This is a genomic window from Cupriavidus sp. 8B (assembly GCF_054589115.1).
This window is the reverse complement of the sequence record NZ_BAAILO010000080.1, coordinates 25,013-46,283: the sequence shown is the minus strand read 5'-3', so window position 1 is coordinate 46,283 and position 21,271 is coordinate 25,013. Positions and strand designations below refer to the sequence as shown.

Annotated in this window: 13 protein-coding genes and 5 pseudogenes; 9 read left to right on the top strand and 9 right to left on the bottom strand. The window is 61.9% G+C overall.

The features are described 5' to 3' along the window. The 3 genes and pseudogenes from ACYP5B_RS07570 to ACYP5B_RS07560 form a co-directional block, all read left to right on the top strand. The coding region (locus ACYP5B_RS07570) for an Hsp20/alpha crystallin family protein (protein ID WP_459569170.1) at positions 1 to 329 on the top strand (329 nt) is incomplete at its 5' end. Positions 330 to 452: 123 nt separating this feature from the next. Then, complete coding sequence (locus tag ACYP5B_RS07565; RefSeq protein ID WP_459569169.1) at positions 453 to 713, top strand: transcriptional regulator; 261 nt, start codon at positions 453 to 455, stop codon at positions 711 to 713. A gap of 90 nt (positions 714 to 803) precedes the next feature. Beyond that, positions 804 to 998 (top strand): annotated as a pseudogene (locus ACYP5B_RS07560) (hypothetical protein); the annotation flags it as partial. A 114-nt stretch (positions 999 to 1,112) separates the two neighbouring features. Here ACYP5B_RS07560 and mgtA read toward each other — a convergent pair. Next, positions 1,113 to 3,659 (bottom strand): magnesium-translocating P-type ATPase, encoded by a 2,547-nt coding sequence (gene mgtA, locus ACYP5B_RS07555; RefSeq protein ID WP_459569168.1) that lies wholly within the window; start codon positions 3,657 to 3,659, stop codon positions 1,113 to 1,115. Here mgtA and ACYP5B_RS07550 point away from each other — a divergent pair. Further along, the gene (locus tag ACYP5B_RS07550; RefSeq protein ID WP_400098574.1) at positions 3,658 to 3,960 is read left to right on the top strand and encodes a hypothetical protein; all 303 of its coding nucleotides are present in this window, start codon (positions 3,658 to 3,660) and stop codon (positions 3,958 to 3,960) included. The genes mgtA and ACYP5B_RS07550 overlap by 2 nt on opposite strands. 114 nt (positions 3,961 to 4,074) lie before the next feature. Here ACYP5B_RS07550 and ACYP5B_RS07545 read toward each other — a convergent pair. The 8 genes and pseudogenes from ACYP5B_RS07545 to ACYP5B_RS07510 form a co-directional block, all read right to left on the bottom strand. Then, a pseudogene (locus tag ACYP5B_RS07545) lies at positions 4,075 to 4,200 on the bottom strand (hypothetical protein); the annotation flags it as partial. Positions 4,201 to 4,450: 250 nt separating this feature from the next. Continuing rightward, entirely contained in the window at positions 4,451 to 6,445 is a 1,995-nt protein-coding gene (locus ACYP5B_RS07540) for a sigma-54-dependent Fis family transcriptional regulator (RefSeq protein WP_459569167.1), read from the bottom strand. 425 nt (positions 6,446 to 6,870) lie between these two features. Beyond that, a complete protein-coding gene (locus tag ACYP5B_RS07535) occupies positions 6,871 to 8,418 on the bottom strand; it encodes a class I adenylate-forming enzyme family protein (protein WP_459569165.1) in 1,548 nt (515 codons plus the stop codon). A 192-nt stretch (positions 8,419 to 8,610) separates the two neighbouring features. Further along, a complete protein-coding gene (locus ACYP5B_RS07530; protein ID WP_459569164.1) occupies positions 8,611 to 9,120 on the bottom strand; it encodes an acetone carboxylase subunit gamma in 510 nt (169 codons plus the stop codon). 23 nt (positions 9,121 to 9,143) lie between these two features. Continuing rightward, positions 9,144 to 11,468: a hydantoinase B/oxoprolinase family protein gene (locus ACYP5B_RS07525; RefSeq protein ID WP_400098566.1), complete on the bottom strand. Its 2,325-nt coding sequence runs from the start codon at positions 11,466 to 11,468 to the stop codon at positions 9,144 to 9,146. An 11-nt stretch (positions 11,469 to 11,479) separates the two neighbouring features. Further along, positions 11,480 to 13,624 (bottom strand): hydantoinase/oxoprolinase family protein, encoded by a 2,145-nt coding sequence (locus tag ACYP5B_RS07520; protein ID WP_459569163.1) that lies wholly within the window; start codon positions 13,622 to 13,624, stop codon positions 11,480 to 11,482. 258 nt (positions 13,625 to 13,882) lie between these two features. Then, a pseudogene (locus tag ACYP5B_RS07515) lies at positions 13,883 to 14,008 on the bottom strand (IS110 family transposase); the annotation flags it as partial. Positions 14,009 to 14,368: 360 nt separating this feature from the next. Next, a pseudogene (locus ACYP5B_RS07510) lies at positions 14,369 to 14,768 on the bottom strand (IS5 family transposase); the annotation flags it as partial. Between the two features lie 144 nt (positions 14,769 to 14,912). Here ACYP5B_RS07510 and ACYP5B_RS07505 point away from each other — a divergent pair. From ACYP5B_RS07505 to ACYP5B_RS07485, 5 genes and pseudogenes are all read left to right on the top strand, one after another. After that, on the top strand, positions 14,913 to 15,446 hold the full coding sequence (locus ACYP5B_RS07505) for a lecithin retinol acyltransferase family protein (protein ID WP_459569162.1): 534 nt from the start codon (positions 14,913 to 14,915) through the stop codon (positions 15,444 to 15,446). A 300-nt stretch (positions 15,447 to 15,746) separates the two neighbouring features. Then, positions 15,747 to 17,756, top strand: a complete 2,010-nt coding sequence (locus ACYP5B_RS07500) for a sigma-54-dependent Fis family transcriptional regulator (protein WP_459569161.1) — start codon at positions 15,747 to 15,749, stop codon at positions 17,754 to 17,756. 6 nt (positions 17,757 to 17,762) lie between these two features. Beyond that, a pseudogene (locus ACYP5B_RS07495) lies at positions 17,763 to 17,917 on the top strand (IS6 family transposase); the annotation flags it as partial. A 313-nt stretch (positions 17,918 to 18,230) separates the two neighbouring features. Further along, positions 18,231 to 20,048 (top strand): PAS domain-containing hybrid sensor histidine kinase/response regulator, encoded by a 1,818-nt coding sequence (locus tag ACYP5B_RS07490; RefSeq protein ID WP_459569160.1) that lies wholly within the window; start codon positions 18,231 to 18,233, stop codon positions 20,046 to 20,048. Beyond that, a complete protein-coding gene (locus tag ACYP5B_RS07485) occupies positions 20,045 to 21,238 on the top strand; it encodes an adenylate/guanylate cyclase domain-containing protein (protein WP_459569159.1) in 1,194 nt (397 codons plus the stop codon). The genes ACYP5B_RS07490 and ACYP5B_RS07485 overlap by 4 nt, the downstream gene beginning before the upstream one ends. The last annotated feature ends 33 nt before the right edge of the window (positions 21,239 to 21,271 follow it).

The window sequence follows — 21,271 nt, the reverse complement described above, 5'->3', positions numbered from 1 at the left end:
CGGCCCTGATGCCGCCAGTGAATGTGTACGAGGACGCCGCAGGCATCACCCTGTACGCCGATCTGCCGGGTGTGCCCAAGGACAAGCTGGTCGTGCTGGTGGAAGGCGATATCCTGACCATCAAGGGCGAAGTCGTCCTGGCTCAGCCGGACGACATGGAAGCCAGTTACACGGAGGTTTCCCTGCCGCGTTACCAGCGCGTGTTCACGCTCTCCAAGGAACTAGATGCTGAGAAGGTCGTCGCCGAGCTCAACCACGGCGTGCTCAAGCTGCGCATTCCGAAAGCCGAACACGCACAACCAAGCCGCATTGAGGTCAAGGTGGCGTGATGTAAGCCGAGCGGGCCTTGGGCATCGCCCATGGCTGCCCACACGTAGGCGGGCTGACATGAAACTGGAATCGTTGAAAGAGAGTTTCGGTTTTCGCCCCGTTGAACAGGTGAGGGACCGACGATGCGACTGATCGAACTGGATGAAAAACAGGACTTTCTTGCGGCCTTGCGGCGTAATGGTCTGGCAGCAGGTGATTTCGAACTCCTGGAAACGGATACAACTGACCCAAAAGGCGACGAGAACTTCGGTTTACAGGGCTACGTCACGGTAACCAGACTATCGACACAAGTTGCAAGGGAGTACCCCATCGGCTATGAAACCGATTGGGTTCAGCATTTCAGGAAAGATCTCGAAGCCGGCATCTTCGATAAGTCGGAATGAGATCCTGCATGCTATTGGGGCGACGGGTGAAAGATGACCAACTGCCCAATTGGATACTCGCCTGGAAGCAGGCATATCCAGACCATGCGCATGTACCTGGAAGAACAGCGTCTCCTGCCACATTGCCTCCGGTTTTCCGAACTGGATGAAAAACAGGACTTTCTTGCGGCCTTGCGGCGTAATGGTCTGGCAGCAGGTGATTTCGAACTCATGGAAACGGATACAACTGACCCAAAAGGCGACGAGAACTTCGGTTTACAGGGCTACGTCACGGTAACCAGACTCCTTTGGCCGAAATCCCTGCGGTGGGGTTCAAACGGGTGCTGCCAGTGCCGTTCAGATGCCTTCTTTGTTGCGGTGAAGGACGGCGTAGCTGGGATAAGAATTCACCCTTCTGTGTCACTCTGTTGCAAAGCGGCGGAAGAACCATTGTTTCATTCCCTCCACCGCCAACAGATAGAAGAGCAGCATGGCAGCGAGGATGAGGAAGAAGAATGCCGGCGGCGCGACGAAACCGAGATGCACGCCAGCAGGGGTGAACGGCAGCAGCACGGCCACTGCCACCACCGCCAAAGAACAGGCGATGAGCCACGGATTCGGGTAGCTCCGGAAAGGATTCCTGCGGGTGCGGATGATGAAGATAACCAGCACCTGCGTGGCCATGGACTCAATGAACCAGCCAGTATGGAAGAGCGTCTCGCCGGCATGAAAGACCGTCAGCATGATGTAGAAGGTGAGGAAGTCGAAGATCGAGCTGACTGGGCCGATAATCAACATGAAATTGCGGATGAAATTCATGTCCCAGTGGCGGGGATGGGTCAAGTAATCATCATCTACCCGGTCCAGCGGAATGGGAAGTTCGGATACGTCGTAGAGGAGATTGTTGAGCAGGATCTGCACTGGCAGCATGGGGAGGAAGGGGAGAACAAGCGAGGCGCCGGCCATGCTGAACATGTTGCCGAAATTGGAGCTGGTTCCCATCATGATGTATTTCATGATATTGCCGAAGGTGCGCCGTCCTTCCTGGACGCCGGCATGGAGGACTAACAGGTCATGTTCCAGCAGGATCATGTCTGCCGCCGCTTTCGCCACGTCCACGGCGCTGTCCACGGAAATGCCCACATCGGCGGAATGAAGCGAAGGCGCGTCATTGATCCCGTCGCCGAGATACCCGACCACATGACCGCGCCGCTTCAGCGCCAGGATGACCCGGTTTTTCTGGGCAGGCGCCACGCGGCAGAAGAGGTTCACTTGCTCCGCCCGCGCTGCGAGTGCCGGGTCATCCATTTGCTGGATCTGCGCGCCGGTAAGTACACCCACTACCGGGAGCCCGAGTTGGGCGAAGACATGCTGTGTGACCAGTTCATTATCACCGGTGATGATCTTGACAGCGACCCCATCGGCGGCAAGCGCTGCCAGGGCCACCTTGGCGCTCTCCTTGGGGGGATCGAGGAAGGCCGCGAAGCCAGCAAAGACCAGTTCCGCTTCATCGCCCACCACGGCATGGGCGTGGTCCATCCCCACCTGCCGAGAGGCGATTCCCAGTACCCGGAAGCCCTCGTCACTGAGACTCTCAAATTGCCCGTTGATCCCTTTGAGCGCCGCTTCATTCAGGGGCCGCAGACCCGCCTCTCCATTCAACCCATAGCTGACCGACAGTCGCAGGATGTCTTCGGGCGCTCCCTTGACCACGAGCAGTCGGGTCGTCCCGTTGTCAAGGAGTACCGATACCCGGCGGCGCTCGAAGTCGAACGGCACTTCATCGATCTTGCGCCAGCCGCTCACGTCGATTTCTGTGTGCTCCAGGATGGCGACATCCAGGGGGCTTCTTAGTCCTGTTTCAAAAAAGCTGTTGAAGTAGGCCAGCTCCAGGACGCGCTGACTTTCGCGGCCCAGGGGGTCCAGGTGGCGCTCCAGGTGGATGCGGGCCTCCGTCAGGGTGCCGGTCTTGTCGCTACAGAATACGTCCATGCTGCCCAGATCGTGGATCGAGGCGAGCCGCTTGACGATCACCTTGCTGGCGGCCATGCGCAGTGCGCCTCGCGACAGCGTCACGGAGACCACCATGGGGAGGAGTTCAGGCGTCAGCCCGACTGCCAGGGCCACAGCAAACAGGAACGATTCGAGCCACGGGCGGTGAAAGAAGGCGTTGACGAGAAGGACGAACAGGACGAGGAGGATCGTCATGCGCATGATGAGGTTCCCGAAGCGGTGGGTCCCCTGCTCGAAGGCGGTGGGCGGGGCCGAGGCCAGCAAGCTGTCGGCAATCTCGCCAAGCGCCGTTTTCTGCCCGGTGCGGCACATCAGCACCCTGGCCGTGCCGCTGATCACTGATGTCCCCAACAGCACGGTATTACTGGCCGAGAGGATCTCAGTCTCTCCCGGCAATTCACCGGGGGTCTTTTCCACCGGATATGGTTCGCCGGTAAGGAGGGCCTGGTTGACGAAGAAGTCCTTTGCCTCCAGCACCCTGCCGTCGCAGGGAATCAGGTCGCCTGCGGTAAGGAGCGCCACATCGCCAGGCACCAACTCCGCAAGCGGTATTTCAAGGGGCTTGCCGTCCCGTAGCACCTGCGCGCGTACTGCCACCGACTGGCGCAGTCGGTCCGCCGCCTGACCAGCCCGGTATTCCTGGACGAAATCGAGGGACACGCTGATGATGACAATGGTACCGATAATGAAAAAGCTGGCGGTGTCGCCGGTGAAAGCGGAAATGGCACTGGCAGTGAGAAGAATAATGACCAAGGGGTTGCGGAACTTGGCCAAAAATTGAAGGGGCAGCGCTCTTTTTCGCTCCCCATGGATCAGGTTTGGGCCGAACTGTGCCAGGCGCGCAGCGGCCACAGCACTGCTCAATCCGTCAAGGCTTGTGGCCACCTGTTCCAGGAGCACTGTGACAGGGAGCTGCCAGAATGCGGAATCCGGTGTGACCGCAGGTGTAGGCATGATGGATTCCTCCGGCGAACTCACGCATAGCGGTATCCAGTCTAGCGGGCTTGTCCATGTCAATGAATTTGCGCCGCAGCCGGTACTTGGTCGTGCCCTGTCACGGCGAAGCGTCAAAGACATGCGCGGGGCAGGACAGGCATTCGCTCAGAAAGCAGCAGACGGATTTTGGGTAAGTTTGGTGAAGCGATGCCACGTCGCGAGTTGCGACGCTTGGCAAAGCCTGTATCACTTTACCGTCGGCGGCGCCACGGTCGATCAGCGCCTGTCGGTATTTGCACCGTATCAGGTTCAGCCTTGACACGAAAGTGCCACGCTCCGATTCATGGGAATAATGCACCCGACGCGAAGCAGGTCAGTCAATCTCGCTGAAAGCAGTCGTTCAGTATTTGAGCTCAGCGGCCACATACGCTGCCTACGGGAACGATGGGCTAGATGCAGTTGCGGCATGCCAACGCTCCATGATGAAGATCACGAGTGTGTGTGAAGCGTTGACAACTAAGCGGGCTTCAGAGACCTGGATTGTTGGAGGTAGAAGTCCACGTCCATGGGCACGCTATCCCCGGAAGACTCTTAGCAGTCGGAGAACCCATCTTGATAGAGCTACGAGCGTTTTTCCGTCATCTATCCTGGCTGGCACCCACATTTGCGTAATTAGAGGTCGCCATTAGCGGAAATAGATCTGCAACACGCTGCCATCCATGACGGCATTACAGAATGAGAAAGGCTGCCCCATGACGAGGTAATCATGGGGCAGCCGCTCTGTCCGGCACGGCTGCCGGCGCCCCATCCTATGTCACCCTGCCCCGCGTCTCGCTGAGCGCGGCCGTCAGGCCGTACTTGCGGATCTTCTGGTAGAGGGTGCTCTTCGCTATCCCAAGGTGCAAGGCAGTCCTGGTCAGGTTGCCCGCGCTATACGCGAGGGCCTTTCGGATCGATTCCGCCTCGGTCACCTCCAGCGAGCAGACGGCATCGGGCAGTCCGCCGTCGGTACCTCGTGAGTTGCCACCACCGTCCGACGTGCCTGCCGAACCGATCTCAAGCGGCAGCTTGTCGACCGTAATTACGCCGCCATCGGCCATCAGCAACGAGCCTTCAAGCGCATTGCGCAATTCGCGGACATTGCCCGGCCAGTCGTAGGCGAGCAGGCATCGGTAGGCATGGTCGTCGAACGTCGCCATCGGCACGCCGTAGCGCTCGCACAATTGGGTCAGCCAGTGCGAAACCAGCGCGGAGATATCGTCCTTGCGCTCGCGCAGCGGCGGGATGACGATATTGGTGACCGCGATGCGGTAGAACAGGTCCATGCAGAATTTGCCCGCGGCCACATCGTCCCGCAGGTTCCGGTGGGTTGCGGCAACCAGGCGGAAACTGACCTTGCGCGGCGCGTTCTCGCCCGGGCGGTAAATTTCCCCTTCCTCCAGCATGCGCAGCAGATGCGGCTGGATGTCGAGCGGCATCTCCCCGATCTCGTCAAGGAACAGGGTGCCCCGGTTGGCAGCCTCGATCTTGCCGGCGGAGCCCGATTCCGCGTAGCCAAATAGTTCGCTGGCGAGCAGGTCCCGCGACAGCCCGCAGCAGTTCAGTGCCACGAACGGTCCGTCCGAACAGCCGCTGGCCTGGTGAATGCCCTGCGCGAACAGTTCCTTGCCCACGCCCGTTTCTCCCAGCAGCAATATTGGCGCTCGCGACGGCGCAAGGTGCTGCGCCTTTTCCACAGCCGAGCGCAGCGCCGTGCCATTGCCCACGATACGGGAAAAAGCCGGCGCCAGACCCGGGCGCGAGGCCGGCATGCTTGCCGTCCCGGCAGCAAGGCAATGCGGGGCGGCCGGAATCACCACCAGGAAACCCAGTATCTCGCCAGCATCGCGGACCACCTCGACCCGGGCCAGGCGCAGCCATTCCGGAGTGGGCCGGGCGGCGCCCGTCGTACGCGTGTTGAGGCCGGGAACGGAGAAGCCGCTGTTCAATGCCGTGTTTACGCCCAGCCTTGTGAGTGTTGAAGGTGCTTGCGGATTCGCCTTGACCAGCCTGCCGCATTCGTCGAGGACCAGAACGCCGTCGCTGCGCGCCGAGCCGAATTGGCCGGCGCAGCGGTCCAGCAGCCGCAGGCGGCGGTCCATCGCCAGCGTGGCCAGGCGGCTCTCGATGCGGCCAGCCAGCGATACCGTCAGAGCTAGGCTGTGCCGGCTATAGGTCTGCGCGAGGCCAGAGACGTCGATCACGCCAAGCCCGCTGCAGTCCAGCGGGTCCCGGATCACGGTGGCCGAGCAGGTCCAGCGCTTGATGCCCGCGCAGAAATGCTCGGCGCCATGGATCTGCACCGGCTGCTGCAAGGCCAGCGCGGTGCCGATGGCATTGGTACCGCAGTTCAGCTCCGTCCAGTCGCAGCCGGGAATCAGGCCGACTTCCTCGGCGGGCTCGACGATGCGCATATCGCCTTCCTGCTGGAGGATCATGCCGTCCGGGTCGGCCAGCAGCATGATGGTGCCGGTCTGCGACAGGAACTCGCGCGTCTGCTGGATCAGCGGCAGGCTGGCGCTAACCAGCCGCTCGTTCTTCTCGCGCCGCGCACGCAGGCTACTTTCGTCGAGCGGCGGCGGCGCGGCCCCCGCGCCGGGATCGACTTGTCCCACCAGACAGCGCCGCCAGGAGTCGTCCACCACGCAGCGCAACTCGCTGGCATTCGCCTCGCCGCCGTCAATCAGGTGTTCCCAGGCAGACATAATGCTAGCGTCATGGTCGGGATGGGAAAACCAGTCGATCTGTGTGTCGGCTTCTTGCATGCTATGTCTCCTTGCCGGTCCGCTCGAGGCGGATCACGAATGGCCTGTGTGTCGGCTCGCTCTCTGGCTTTGTTCTTTGTCTTTTATCGCTGGACTGGCGCCCGCTACTGTGCATCCTGCTACTCCCGACGGCACCGCCAGTGCCAGCCGGGACTTGGCGCGGCCCGGATCCGGACCGGATCGTTTGGTAACCGCCGCTGGTAGATAACCCGGTCAGCTTCATCGCTCGCCACAACCACACTGTTGTTCGAGTGCAGGTCGATTCCACTAAACTTGCTCATGCCGGCCTCCTGTGCGTCACGTCGGAGATCGCACCTCGACTCGACGCCAGCCGTTCGAACCGAACGGAGGGGAGACCGGCTATATGATTATCAGAACCCTTACAGCGGACCGGGTATATAGCTGGCATTGGCGCTTCCCGCTATCTACGCGAGCTTCCAGCGCCAGGTCCTGGCATTCGCCTGTTCACCACGTTGGGCCAACAAGTCGCGTAGTGCCGTCTTAAGTACTTTGCCGTTGCTGTTCTTCGGCAACTCTTCGACGAACAGATAGGCTTTCGGCCGCTTGAATTTGGCGATGCGGTGCAGGCACCACTGATCCAGTTCAGAGCTGCTCATCCGCATCCCGGCTTTCAGCACGACGGCGGCTACCACTTCCTCTCCCCAGTCGGGATGGCTGCGGCCGAGCACGGAAACTTCGGCGACAGCGGCATGGGCGAGCAGAGCGTCCTCCACCTCGCGCGGGTAGATGTTGGAGCCACCGCTGATAATCGTCTCCTTGCTGCGGTCCTTGAGGGTGAGCTGACCGTGCTCGTCCTGGCACCCGACATCGCCGGTATGTAGCCAGCCGTTGCGCAGCGTCGCCGTACTGGCCTCCGGGTTGTTCCAATAGCCTTGCATCACGGCGGGTCCTCGCACCAGCACTTCACCAATTTCCCCCACCGGGAGCGCGCGGTCCTCCGCATCGGCGATCCGAATCTCCACGCCGGGCAAGGTACGCCCGACCGAAGCCAGCGCTTTGAGGTCGCCGGCGGCATGGGCGCGGGCGATCTCGTGGGGCGACTGGGCAGTGATGGTCATTGGACTTTCGCCCTGGCCGTAAATCTGGGCGATCCGGGGGCCCAGGCACTCGAGTGCGGCGACCTCGTCCTCCACATAGAGCGGTGCACCACCACAGATTACGGCCTTGAGACTGGAGAGGTCAGCCCGGGTCCGGCGCGCATATTCGACCAGGCGGTTGAGCATGGTCGGCGCGGCAAAGAAGCTCGGGCGCTGGTGTGCGGCGACCAGGCCGACCAGCTCGGCGACATTGAAGCCGCCGGAAGGTGGAATCACTTGACTCGCGCCTTCGGCAATGTGGGGGACTACGTAGAGTCCCGAGCCGTGGGACATTGGCGCAGCATGAATCAGACTGTCGCCCGGAGCGACGCGTGTGACAGCGCTGGCATAGGCCCGCGACATGGCGGTCAGATTGCGGTGGGAGAGCATGACCCCTTTGGGCTTGCCGGTCGTGCCGCTCGTGTAGAACAGCCAAGCGAGGGCGTCTTCGGCGACATCGGTGACCGGCATGCCCGGTCCCGCGAAGAGGGCATGGTAGTCGGTGGAGCCGACGACGATGGTCCGTGTGCCAAGCTCTGCTTCGACGTCGGTGACGACGCAGAGGCAGGCGCCAGTGTCCTGCAGGATGCCATTGATTTCACGCGGATGCAGCTTGGCGTTGATCGGTACGGCACACAGGCCCGCGTGCCAGATGCCGTACAAAAGCTCGACATACTGCGGGCAGTTCTTCATGATCAGCGCCACCCGTTCACCGCCACGTAGTCCGAGCCAGTCTCGCAAGCCGCAGGCGCAGCGCGCGACGCGGTCGGTAAGCTGCTCGAAGGTACATAGCGGCTCGGTGCCGAGAAAGAGCGCTGCCTGATCAGGATAGGCTCGGGCCGTGCGGACAAGCATTTGAGCAAGGTTGGGGTTCATGTATCCTCCATCAGGCCACGCCGGATCCCTTCCGCGCAGCCAGTCAGGCTGGGCGCGGCCATGAAGCCGTAAATCATCATCGCTCCTGCCCAGGCAAGCGCTGACGTGGCGCTTGCCTGGCTCTTTCCGATATTTCCTGTTGCTTGGGCTGTGGGGAACAGGCAGTGCCTGCCCCCGCTCTTCACCCGCCGATCAGTCCGGAGCGCGCTCCGGGACCGGTAGCTGCACCCATTCCTTATAGAAGGCCTCGATGTCTGGCTCGAAGTCGTGGATCACGGGATACCATGGGGTGGGCGCCTCGACGTCGTGCATGGTGCCGCACGCCGGGCAATAGTACTCGCGGTATACCTGCCACTGGGTATCTGGGGCCATCAGTTTGGGATAGACCTCGGTCATCGCCTCCTCGGTGTCGCGCACATAGATCGAAGCATGCAGCTTCCAGTTCTCGCGGTAGTCGCAGAACTCGTGGCCGCAATCGCACTTGACCATCCACTTCTTGGTGGCGGCCGATTGCACAATATGCATGTGCGGGCCGAGCGGAAGCACGATGCGGTCCGGGAAGCTCACCTTGGCCTGCAGGGCGGCCAGGTACTGCTCGAAGCGGCTGTCATCCTTGGGCATCGAGAGCATGCGGAAGGTGGTTTCCCAGTCCAGGGAGCCTTCGACGAGGTGGGCAACCTGTTCATTGGTGTAGGCAGACATTGTTCAGCTCCTTGATTCGGTGATTACTCTTCGACCTGGACGACGGTGGTGACGTCGGGCAGCAGGGAGAGGTCCATCCGGTGCTTGGCGCCGTAAGAGGGCACTCCCAGCTCCTCCTCCAGGACCTGCCAGTCCGCGGGGAGATTCCAGAACTCCTTGAACTCCCGTGTGAACTTCTCGGACAGGGCGAAGCTGGTGGCGAACATGTGCTGCACTTGGACGGAGGCGTGCTTGTTGAGGATGCGCTCGCGCTCCTCCTTCATCCATTCGCGGGTCGGCAGAGCTCGGGCCAGGCGCTCCTTGCGGATCTCGGCACGGCGGGCCCGGGTCTTATCCGCATCCACCGTGAACACGCCCTTCGCGTCCTGGGTGAAGATGGCGCCATAGACCTTCTGCGCGTATTCCGGCAGCAGGAACTTCTGGTTGAGGTCTGCCTCGACGGCCTTCGGATCCCGGTCGATCGGGTCGCCAAAGCCCGGACCACCGCGCAGGTAATTGAGGTAGAGGTCGTGGTTGGCGTAGCAGTCCTCGGTGGTGATGCACTGCTTGTCACGCTTGACCACGGCAGTGGCATCGATGTGGCGCTCGTAGTCCGGGTTGCCCGGATCGATGTCGCCGCCCAGAGGCAAAGAGTCGCCGATAGCGATACGCTTGTCCAGGCCTGTCTTGTGTGCCTCGAAGCGGTAGCCGGTGGCCGAAGGATAGCCGCCCATCATGCCCCAGTCGCTGTTCATGAAGCCGTTACCCATGAAGAACATGGTCCAGTCCTGGGCGTTCCACACCATGCGCAGCGTCTCGAAGCCGCAACCGCCGCGGTACTTGCCGTAGCCGCCGGAATTGGCTTTGACGTTCCGGCCAAGGTAGAGCAGCGGCTCGGCCATCTCCCAGATCTCGATGTCGCCCATGTCGCCTTCCGGGTTCCAGATGGCGGCGGCGTGGTTGAGGCCATCCTTGACGGCGCAGGCGCCAGTGCCGCAGGAACTGGCCTCGAAGCTATTGACCGCGTGGATCTCGCCGTCCTGATTGATGCCGCCGCCTTGCAGCCAGTTGGAGGTGTTGGCGTTACCGGCGTTGACCTCCTCCAGATAGCCACGGCTGAAGTAGGACTGCGACAAGCCGCGCCACAGGGCCGCCCAGCCGGAGACTAGGAAGTGCCAGGCGTAAGCGTGGCCGGTGCGGCGGTCATCCGGATTGCACCAGGTACCCTTGGGCAGGCGGAACTCGGTGGCGAAGTAGGCACCGTCGTTGATGCGCTGAGTGGGCACCAGGGTCTGGCACATCATCACCCAGATCCCGGAAGTAAATGCCACCTGATGGGCGTTGAAGGTGTGCCAGCCCCAGCGGCTCGCGCCCTCGAAGTCGAGGCGCCACTTGCCGTCCGGCTTGATGGTCATCTCCACCGGCGAATGCATGATGGAGTCGAGCTTGGCGAAGGCGTTGGAGACCTGCACGTCGTCATGCTTGTAAGGCACGTCGACAAACGAGACCTTGCGGTACTTGCCCGGCAGGGTCATAGCCTTGATCCGGCTCTGCAGTCCGCGGCGGCCCTCTTCGATGACCTCGAAGGCAAACTTCTCGTAGGCTTCGATGCCGTCGGCGCGGATCACTTCCTCCACCAGGTCGCGGATCATGTGGCAGCCGGCGATGCGGGTCTTTTCGTCGAGGATCCAGTACTTCGGCGTGCGCACTGAGCGCTGGGACTCGTGCAGCCAGTCGCGCAGCGGCTCGTCGTTCACCCCGGTCTTGCGGCAGGTGATCATGTAGCCGTCGCCGAAGCGCTGGGTTTGGCCGGTGGACATTGAGCCCGGCGTCACCGAGCCGGTGTCGATGACGTGGGTGACGCCGCCAACCCAGCCGATCAGCCGGCCTTCCCAGAAGATCGGGACGATGGTGGCGATGTCGCAGGGGTGGACGTTGCCGATCGCGCAGTCATTGGTCGTGAACATGTCCCGGGGGTTGATGCGGGGGTTGGCTTCCCAGTTGTTCTCGATCATGTACTTGATCGCCGCGCCCATGGTGCCGACGTGGATGATGATCCCGGTCGAGGTCAGGACGCAGTCGCCGGCGGCGTTGTAGAGGGTGAAGCAGAGTTCGCCTTCCTGCTCGACGATGGGGCTGGCGGCGATCTTCTTGGCGGTTTCGCGGGCATGCACCAGGCCGCCGCGCAGCTTGGAGAACAGCTTCTCGTAGCCGATCGGGTCGCTGTCACGGAATTCCAGCTTCTCGAGGCCGTTGTAGTGGCCGGTGGCCTTGGTGCGCTCGATGATGCGGTCGCGGTACTGCTTGAGCGTCTGGCCGTTCTGCAGCAGGTCGGCGAAGCCGACTTCTTTATTGCTCATCATGTTCATGGCGGGTCTCCTTACTTCACTTCCTTGAGATGGAACAGGCGGTGCTTGTCGATCGTGGTTTCGAAGCCGTCGGGCACGACGAAGGTCGTGGCGTCGGATTCGATGATGGCGGGACCCACGATGTGGTTGCCGGCCTTGAGGGCTTCCATCTTCCAGAGCGCGGCATCCACCCACTTCTTGTGGCGGTAGAAGGGACGGGTGCCAAGATATGCTTCCCTGGGCGGCGTCGGGCCGGCATCCGGGTCTTCCGGCAGCACCGGCTTTTGGGTCACGACGGTGCCGCGCAGGATGGCGCCGGTGATCGAGAAGCCCAGTTCCGGCGAGCGGGCGGAGCTCGCGTAGACGCGACCGTAGGTGTTCTCGAAGGCCTCGACGATCTGGTCCCAGTCGCCGGCGCTGGCGGCGCTGGTCACCGGCGAGACGATCTCGAGGTCATTCAACTGGCCCATGTACTGCATCTTGTAGCCGGGGATCAGCAGCACGTCCTCGGGCTTGTAGCCGTTGAGGACGAATTCGTCGATGACCTTGACTGCCAGTTCAGACCAGGCTTCCTGCAGGCTCTTGCAGGCGGCTTCCTTGTCGGCGTCGGGGGCGTGCTGGGCAACACCAAGGTCCACTGACTTGTCGTAGCGGTACTCGAAGTCGGCGCAGGCGCAGCCGAAAGCCGAGAAGCCGGCCGCCCAGGCCGGCACGACGACGTCCTTGAAGCCGACGCCCCCGGTGTAGCCGTAGGTGTGCACCGGGCCGGCGCCGCCGTAGGAGAAACAGGTGAATTCCGCCGGGTTGTAGCCCTTGGCACTGATGTTGGCGCGCAGGTACTCGGAGAGGGTGAGATCGAGCAGCTCGATGACGCCGGCGGCGGCATCCTCGACCGACAGGCCGAGTGGGTCGGCGATCTGCGCCTGGATGTGGTCGCGAGCGCGCTGCACGTCGAGCTTGATGGCACCGCCCAGGAAGTTCTCCGGATTCAGGTAGCCGAGCACGACGTGGCAGTCGGAAACGGACACCGTGTCGAGGCCACTTTCCGGCCAGCAGGTGCCTACGCGGTAGCCGGCGCTGTCTGGGCCCAGCTTGATCGACTTGCTGTAGGGGTCGAGGCGCACGAAGCTGCCGGCGCCGGCGCCGACTGAGTCCATCGCCACAAGGGGCAGGGAGAGCACCAGGCGGGCCATGTCGGGATCGGACTTGATGGCGAAATTTCCCTTGGTGATCAGGGCCACGTCGAAGCTGGTACCGCCGATGTCGGAACAAGCGATGTTTTCGTCGCCGAGGTACTCGCCCAGTAGCTTGGAGCCGATGACGCCGCCGATGGGGCCGGAGACGATGGTGCGTGCGAGTTCCTTGGCCTTCCAGCTGATGGTGCCGCCGTGCGTGGCCATCACCCGCAGGTCGAACCTGGCGCCATGCTTCTTGAACCGGTCGCTCACCTTCTTCAAGGTCTGGCGCGAAGGCTCGGCGCCGTAAGCCTCAAGGATGGTGGTATTCATCCTGTGGCTCTCCTTGCGCGACGGGTAGTAGTCCACCGAGGCGAAGACCGGGATATCGGCCTTCAGCTTCTTCAACTCCTCGCGCACGACGTCACGCGCGCATTGCTCGCTGGATTCATTCTTGTGGGATTGCAGCAGGCAGATGACGATTGCTTGCGAGCCGGCCTCTACCAGTTCCCGGGTAGCCCGGCGGACCTCGTCTTCACGCAGCGGGATGACCACCTTCCCCTGCACGTCGGTGCGCTCGGTGACGCCGCGCGTGCGCGAGACGGGCACCAGGGGCTCGTCGTAGCGGTGGGTGTTCAGGTGAATGCGGTCCTCCAGGGCATAACCCAGGTAGCTCTGCAGTGCGCGGCCCATCGAATGGATCTGCTCGAAGCCGCGGTTGCAGATGAGGCCAACGTCGAGGCCCTTGCGCATGAGGATGCGGTTGAGCATGGCCGTGCCGGAATAGACACAAGTCACCAGTTGCGGATAGACGTCGTCCACTGTCCGGTTCCAGTGGGCGAGGGCATCTTCGGAAGAGTTGTAGATGGCAAGGGATTCGTCGCCGGGATTGCTCTGCGCCTTGCCGACCACGAAGCGGCCATCGGAGCGAACGAAGAAAGTGTCGGTCATCGTGCCACCAGCATCGATGCCCATCACCTGTACGGTGGACTGCGGTTGCATACTGCCTCCTGTCATTGGTGTAGTCATGGTGGGAGTTCCCACGACTCATCAATGGCAAAGCCTGTGCCAGGCCTGGCCGGCACCAGGGAGCAGCTCCGCAAGGTCATTGAAATCAATGAGTTAGCGGCATTCCTTGGCCACATCCCTGGTCGCGGGGGGGCTGCAGTCGCTGTCCGGATTCCCGACGCCCTGGGCAGCGGTGTCCGGGAATCGGACGCTTTTTGGCCAGCGATCGATGCGACTGTCCTTCGATACTGAGATATCGGCCTTCGACATACCGATCTTGCCAAGCAGTTCGACCTCGGCCATGCCGAGTGCATAAGCGACGGTGATCGAATCCTTATGGACGTCTAAACCGACATACCAAGTGCTATCGTGTTCCATTCTGGCCTCCGCGCTGGAAATCGCCGGGTGTGGCACTGTCCACACCATGCGGCTCTGGCAGTCATGCTAACCCGCGTTTGACTTCTCACGGCAGGCCAGCCTCCGCCTCACGGGAAGTCATACTGCCTATGTAAGGGCCGCGGAGGTAAGCCCCCTGGAGTAAAACGAGGAATCGGACACTCGTTTTTCGAAAGGAGCACGAAAATGAATGCGCCTGACACAGCCCTTCAAGGACAGGATACGGCAGTCATCGGTTGGCTGTATGTCGCCTTCGCGCGCCGAGCCGATACTCGGTCGCAGCAGGGGATACAGCGTCCGTGCTGACGGCGATCACGAAAGCCAAGGCACGTTTCGGCTTGTCCGCGCACGCACGCGGCGAATTGGTGGGATCGCGTCAATGAGCGGCAGCAATTGGGTGACGTCGTTGCGGTTCGCGCCGGTCAGGATCGCACTGATGGGGACGCCATTCGCATCGACGAGGATGTGATGCTTGGAACTTAGTCGCGAGCGATCCGTGGGTTCGGGCCAGTTTTTCGCCCGCCCCAGCAGATCGCACCGACGACGAGTCGACGGCTGCTCGTGAGAAATCGAGTTCGCCGGCCTCGCGTAACTTCGCCAGCAGTAGCTCGTGCAATCGCTTCCACACGCCGGCCTTCTGCCAGTCGCGCAGCCGTCTCCAGCAGGTCGAACACGAACCAAATCCCCACTTGGTCGACAGGTCGCACCAGCGTATTCCGATCTTGAACACGAACAGGATGCCCAACGCGGGTCGCGCCAGGCGTGGGCATGTAGGCCTGCCTGTCGCTGCCGCGATGGACTTTGACTTTCCACGCAGATCGTTTGTAGCGCTGGCACGCGCTATGCGCCGGTCTCACGCGAAGGGCAGCGAAACGTGGTGAAGCCCATGAAGAATTCAATTAGGTCAAGGCGCCTGATTGTCGAAGCGGTTGCCGACACGGACCTGGCGATCGGAACCCATCTCGTTACCGATCGGCTTTGGTACACGCATCATGGCGTCTACGCGGGGGCCGGCAAGGTCGTGCATTACGTGTCGCGGTCACTGCGTCGCGGCCCGGTGCATAAGGTCACGCTCGCAGAATTCGCGCATGGGCATCCGGTCTGGGTCCGGCAAAGCCCCAGCGCCAGGTTCGCTGGTATGGAAGCCGTCCAACGCGCCTACTCCCGCATCGGCGAGGATCGCTATCGTCCGATTTCCAATAACTGTGAGCACTTCTGTATGTGGCGCTTATATGGCGAGAGCCGGAGTGATCAGATCGACGTATGGAAGTTCTGGGCAAGCGATGCGCTGGTTGCCGGGTTCAAAGCTCTCAGGTGGCTCACGGTCACAAGCTCGCGAAGTGTGTCCGTGCTGCGAGCGGTTTCCCGATTTGGATTCGAGGGCGGGACCTCCGCGAATTCAACGCAATCCAGTTCCTGAACCCGCGCTCTGGCGCATCGGGAGAGACCAATGGCTAGGCGGCATGCATGGCTTCCGCTACATCGGCCACCGTTTGCATATGGGCGGGCGGCCGTTCGTGGCGGCTGCGGCTACCGCGCTTGTCGGGGGCGCTTGTTGTCACTGTCCGGTTTCCGGACACCTAAAGGTGCGATGACCGGAATCCGGACACCCTCCGGTTGGTTTGCTGCAAAGCACAAATTGTTGATTTTAAAAGAGATTTGTTGACTCGGTGATGGCACGCGGATACCGTTATTCTAGTCAATTGAGAGTGATCGTCCCATGCAGTTTTCTGGTTGCGGCACCCTGATCCCCCGCATCGGCGACGAACCCGTCGTGGCCTCCGCCTGGGAGCGTTTTATGCGGGACCAGCCCCTGGAAGTGGCAGGTGTGCGCAGCGTCGTCCTGGCGTCGTGGCAGCGGTGTCGTTCTGAGGCCGTTGACCCTGCCAGGCACTCCGCACCGGGGGCCGCAGCCGAACGTGTCCGCCAGTTGCAGCGGCAGAACCGCGATCTCTGTGATGCTGCGCGTCCGGCGCTCGAGGGCCTGCGCGATATCCTGCGGGAATGCGGCACCCTCATCATGCTCTGCGATCCGGGCGGCACAGTGCTCCACCTCAATGGCGAGACCAGGGCCCGCAGCGTTGGCGAGGGGATCAACCTGGCCACCGGTGGCTGCTGGAATGAGGATGTCATTGGCACCAATGCCATCGGCACCGCGATCGCCACCGCCGCTCCGGTTCAGATCCATGCCGACGAGCATTTCTGCTTGGACGTCAAGCGCTGGACCTGCGCGGCGGCTCCCATTCTTGACCCCTTTAGTCGCACCCTGCTGGGAATCGTGGATGTTTCTGGCATCAAGGAAACCTTCCATGGCCACACCTTGGGCTTGGTGGTGACTGCCGCCAGGCAGATCGAAAGCGAACTGGCCCGCTGCGACGTTGCTCTCCACGAGCGGCTGCTGACCCGAGCCATCGATCATTTCATCCGTTACGCCAGCGACTACGTTGTGCTCGTCGACAGCCGTGGGCGCATTGTCCGTACTAACGGAAATGCGCAGGCAGTGCGGGAGAGCTATGACGTGCGGCTGCCCCTGGAAGTTGGCGGCCAGGTGCCAGGACTCGATCTTGCACTGTCCGAGATCGATCGGTGCTGCCAACGCCCGGAGTGGCTGCGCCCCGAATGGCTGCACCCGGTAAAGGACCATGACGGTATGGTGGGTACGATACTGGTGATTCCGCTCGGGGTGCGCCAGAATCGAACCGCTGTATCGCGGCCCACGGCCACGATGGCAGGAAACAACGATGCTTTTGGCGAGATCATTGGGGGAAGCGAGGTGCTGGAGGCGACCAAGGCACGCGCGCGCCGTATCGCCCCTCTCGATCTGCCGGTACTGCTCCTTGGCGAGACCGGCGCAGGGAAGGAACTCTTTGCCCGAGCGCTGCATCGGGCAGGTAACCGTCCCGAGGGTCCGTTCATTGCCGTCAATTGCGGCGCTTTTACCCGTGAGCTCCTGGCCAGTGAACTCTTTGGCTATACCGACGGAGCCTTTACAGGCGCCCGTCGTGGTGGCCTTCCGGGGAAGTTTGAGCAAGCCGACGGCGGCACGCTCTTCCTCGACGAGGTCGGCGAGATGCCACTTGACATGCAGCCTCATCTGTTGCGCGTGCTGCAGGATGGCGTTGTGGTCCGCCTGGGCGATACCCGCGAGCGGCGCGTTTCAGTGCGCGTTGTCGCAGCCACTAACCGTGATCTGCAGAAGGAGATCGCCGCAGGGCGCTTCCGCGAAGACCTGTACCACCGCCTCTGCGTGGTCAGCCTGCTACTACCGCCGCTGCGCGATCGGCTTGGCGATATCGAGGCCATCTTCGAGCATCTCAACAGCAAACTCGCACGCAAGTATGGATGTGCGCCCAAGCAGCTTGAACTCGCCGTGCGCCAGGCGCTTCTGAGCTATCGCTGGCCGGGCAACATACGTGAACTGCAGAATGTCTTCGAGGTGATGTTCGCGCTCAGCGAAGGCAACATCATCGATACTTCTCTGTTACCCCCGAGCATCGCACAGACGGCAAAGGACTCACTTTCCAAATCCACCTCGACGTCAATCCCTGTCTCATTCGGCCGTCTTGAGGAATTGGAGAGACAAGCGATACTTGATGCGATCGCGAATGCCCACGGAAATATGTCTATGGCCGCCCGGACTCTGGGTATTTCGAGGAGCACGCTGTACGTCAAACTGGCCGCGATTCGGGCTGAGCCTGGTAGTTCAGGCGCCGGTCATGTAGCGGCTTGATTGGCCCGCGGAGTGACCGTGACATACGAGACGATCCGATGCTGGTGTGAGGCTTTGCCCGCCGGGTGAAAGCCGCGGGCCAAAAGCCGCGCAGTACATGCCATGTTGACGAGATGTTTGTCATGCTCCGCGGCGAACCCTACCTGTTGTGGCGTACAGTAATCAGATCGTTTGGCGGCCGTGTGAGGCTGGGTTCGCGCCAGCAAACTGCCGCTGCAGAAATCGTTCTCGGCCATATGTCTGACGGTTTCGGACAAGGGCGGCATTTCCGCTTTTCGCTGGTCCGAGCAGCTTGACGTGTCATCGATCACGGCACACACTATGCTGCGTATGGCCCGGTGATGAGTGAACGGGATAAGTAATACCGTTTGCACGGGTTGGTGGAAGCGGACGGCGCCTTGATCGATGGGCCGCGACTAGCAAAGCGTGGGCGCGCTGCCAGCAATATTTTTGCTCTTATTCAGGTAGGCAAACATGCCCAGTCCCCCGGAAAAATTGCCTTCTTTAGCAGACGAAATTGATGAGGGCGAACGGCGCTTCAGGTCGCTTGCAGATGCGATGCCCCAAATAGTGTGGACAGCCATGCCGGATGGTTGGATCGACTACAGCAATCAACGGTGGATCACCTATACGGGACTTACTTTTGAGCAACTCCAAGGGTGGGGCTGGACTCAAGCACTCCACCCGAATGATTTGCAACCCACCATCGATCGCTGGACGAGCTCATTAGAGAGCGGTGAAGATTATGAAACTGAATACCGCTGGAAGAGAGCCTCCGATGACATTTATCGATGGCATCTGGCCCGCGGATTGCCGCTTAAAGACTTGAATGGACATATCGTCAAATGGGTTGGGACCAGCACTGACATTGAGGACCAAAAGCAGCTGCAGGCCGCGGCGGAAAGAGCCAACCGCGCGAAATCTGATTTCCTTGCCAGCATGAGCCATGAGCTGCGCACGCCGCTGAACGGTATTCTTGGCTACGCGCAGATACTGCTGCGGGACACCACGCTGGGCGAGCGGCAGGTCGCGGGGCTGCGCGTGATCCAGCAAAGCGGCGAGCAACTGCTGACGCTCATCAACGATGTACTCGATTTCGCCAAGATCGAAGCCGGCAAGCAGGAGCTCAGCCTCACCGACATCCCGCTGGCCAAGTTCCTGCGCATCATTGCCGAGATCATCAGCGTCAAGGCGGAGCAGAAGGGGCTGGCCTTTATCTGCGACTCCGCGCCGGACTTGCCCGGCGGCATACGCGCCGACGAGAAGCGGCTGCGCCAGGCGCTGCTCAACCTGCTGGCCAATGCGGTCAAGTTCACCGACCGCGGTCAGGTCAGCCTGCGGGTGCGTTTTTTTCCTCCCGCCCGGCTGCGCTTCGAAGTGCAAGACACCGGCATCGGCATCCGCGAGGAGCAATTGGAATCCATCTTCCAGCCTTTCGAGCAAGGCGGCGACGCGCAGCGCCGGCTCGGGGGCAGCGGCCTGGGCCTGGCCATCAGCCAGCGCTTTGTGCGCCTGATGGGGGGCGAGATCCGGGTCGAGAGCCGGATCGGCCAGGGCAGCACCTTCTGGTTCGAGCTGGAACTACTGCCGGTGGTCGAGCTCGAGATCGCGCCGCCGTCTGCCGCAGGGGTCGTGACCGGCTATCAGGGGCCGCGCAAGAAGGTGTTGGTCGTCGATGATGTGGCCGAGAATCGGGCCGTAGTGGTCGACATGCTGGGCCAGATCGGCTTTGAGATGGTCGAGGCGGAAAACGGCTGCGAGGGACTGGAAAAAGCCCAAACCTTGCGCCCGGACTTGATCTTGATGGACATCGTCATGCCGGAGATGGGCGGGCTGGAAGCCACGCGCCGCCTGCGCCAGCTGCCGGCCCAGAAGGATGTGCCGATCATCGCGATTTCCGCCAGCGCCTCCGGTGGCGACAAAGAGAGCAGCCTGGCAGCCGGAATGAGCGCGTTCCAGCCCAAACCGATCGACTTCGGCATGCTCCTGGCACAGATCGCCAGCCTGCTGAAGCTCAGCTGGACTTACACAGCGACGCCAGCGAGCTCCGCTCCCGAACATCAGGCGCCCGGGCCGCTGCTGGTGCCACCGGCGCAGGAGATGGAAATCCTGCATCGTCTGGCGCGGGAGGGAAACATGCGCGACATAGTGCAGCGCGCCGCTCACTTAGCCGAGCTCGATGAGCGCTATCGTCCGTTCGCCGACCAACTGCGCCTGTTGGCTAAGGGGTATCAGTCCAGAGCCATTCTAAGCCTTGTGGAGCGGCACCTGGAAAGGAGGCCAGCGCCATGACGGCGACCTCGGCACAGGAAACGGGCACCCACACGATCCTGATTGTGGATGACACGCCAGCCAACCTGGACGTGATCGTGGAAAGTCTTGAGGACCACGGCTTTCGGATCGTCGTCGCGCAGGACGGCGAAGAGGGGCTGCAACGCGCCGACTTTGTACAGCCGGACCTGATCCTGCTCGACGTGATGATGCCGGGACTGGACGGCTTTGAAGTCTGCCGCCGCTTGAAGGCGCTGGCAGGCACCCGAAAGATCCCAGTGATTTTCATGACCTCGCTGACCGAGACCGAGCACAAGATCACAGCGTTCAAGGCGGGCGGGGTCGACTATGTCACCAAACCGCTGCAGATCGACGAAGTGATGGCGCGGGTCGGCACGCACTTGAACCTGCATGCGATGCAACAGCGGCTGGAGGCGCAAAACGCGCAGCTGCAACAGGAGATCGTCGAGCGCCGGCAAGCCGAACAGGCGCTGGAGACCAGCCGCGAGCTGATCCGCCATCAGAGGGACGAGCTCAAGGAGCTGTACGACAAGATCGTCGCGGAGCAGCAGGTGTCGGAGCGGTTGCTGCTCAACGTGCTGCCCTACCCGATTGCCGAGCGCCTGAAGGCGCACCCCGGAGTGATTGCCGACAGTTTTCAGGAGGCCACTGTATTGTTCGCCGACATCGTTGAATTCACTCGCTTTTCTGCCGGCATGAACCCCGAGCGACTGGTGGCGGTGCTCGATGAGATCTTCACCGACTTCGACAGCATTGCCGACCATCGCGGCCTCGAGAAGATCAAGACCATCGGCGATGCCTACATGGCTGCCGCAGGGCTGCCGGTCGCGGCGGCCGATCACGCAGCACGGGCGGCGCACATGGCGCTGGACATGATCGACGCGCTGGCCGGCTTCAATGCGCGCAACGGCTACAGCTTGCAGCTGCGCATCGGCATCAACAGCGGCGCGGTGGTGGCCGGCGTCATTGGCAAGCGCAAGTTCATCTACGACTTGTGGGGCGACGCCGTCAACAGCGCCAGCCGGATGGAATCGCACGGCGTGGCCGGTCGCGTGCAGGTGACGGATGCGACGCGGCGGCGGCTGGGTGAGCTGTTCCAGGTCGAGGAGCGTGGCACCATCGACGCCAAGGGCATAGGGGCGCTGCATACCTGGTTCTTGACCGGCAGGTGCAGTGCGTCGTCCGGGTGATCGCCGGGCGCTGCAGCGTAATCGAAGATTGTC

What these genes read in the sequence shown, in the direction of transcription:
- mgtA (WP_459569168.1), bottom strand. Translation starts at nt 3,659, where the DNA reads ATGCCTACACCTGCGGTCACACCGGATTCCGCATTCTGGCAGCTCCCT.
- ACYP5B_RS07500 (WP_459569161.1), top strand. Translation starts at nt 15,747, where the DNA reads ATGCAGTTTTCTGGTTGCGGCACCCTGATCCCCCGCATCGGCGACGAA.
- ACYP5B_RS07535 (WP_459569165.1), bottom strand. Translation starts at nt 8,418, where the DNA reads ATGAACCCCAACCTTGCTCAAATGCTTGTCCGCACGGCCCGAGCCTAT.
- ACYP5B_RS07550 (WP_400098574.1), top strand. Translation starts at nt 3,658, where the DNA reads ATGATGGATTCCTCCGGCGAACTCACGCATAGCGGTATCCAGTCTAGC.
- ACYP5B_RS07505 (WP_459569162.1), top strand. Translation starts at nt 14,913, where the DNA reads ATGAAGAATTCAATTAGGTCAAGGCGCCTGATTGTCGAAGCGGTTGCC.
- ACYP5B_RS07520 (WP_459569163.1), bottom strand. Translation starts at nt 13,624, where the DNA reads ATGCAACCGCAGTCCACCGTACAGGTGATGGGCATCGATGCTGGTGGC.
- ACYP5B_RS07565 (WP_459569169.1), top strand. Translation starts at nt 453, where the DNA reads ATGCGACTGATCGAACTGGATGAAAAACAGGACTTTCTTGCGGCCTTG.
- ACYP5B_RS07525 (WP_400098566.1), bottom strand. Translation starts at nt 11,468, where the DNA reads ATGAACATGATGAGCAATAAAGAAGTCGGCTTCGCCGACCTGCTGCAG.
- ACYP5B_RS07490 (WP_459569160.1), top strand. Translation starts at nt 18,231, where the DNA reads ATGCCCAGTCCCCCGGAAAAATTGCCTTCTTTAGCAGACGAAATTGAT.
- ACYP5B_RS07530 (WP_459569164.1), bottom strand. Translation starts at nt 9,120, where the DNA reads ATGTCTGCCTACACCAATGAACAGGTTGCCCACCTCGTCGAAGGCTCC.
- ACYP5B_RS07540 (WP_459569167.1), bottom strand. Translation starts at nt 6,445, where the DNA reads ATGCAAGAAGCCGACACACAGATCGACTGGTTTTCCCATCCCGACCAT.
- ACYP5B_RS07485 (WP_459569159.1), top strand. Translation starts at nt 20,045, where the DNA reads ATGACGGCGACCTCGGCACAGGAAACGGGCACCCACACGATCCTGATT.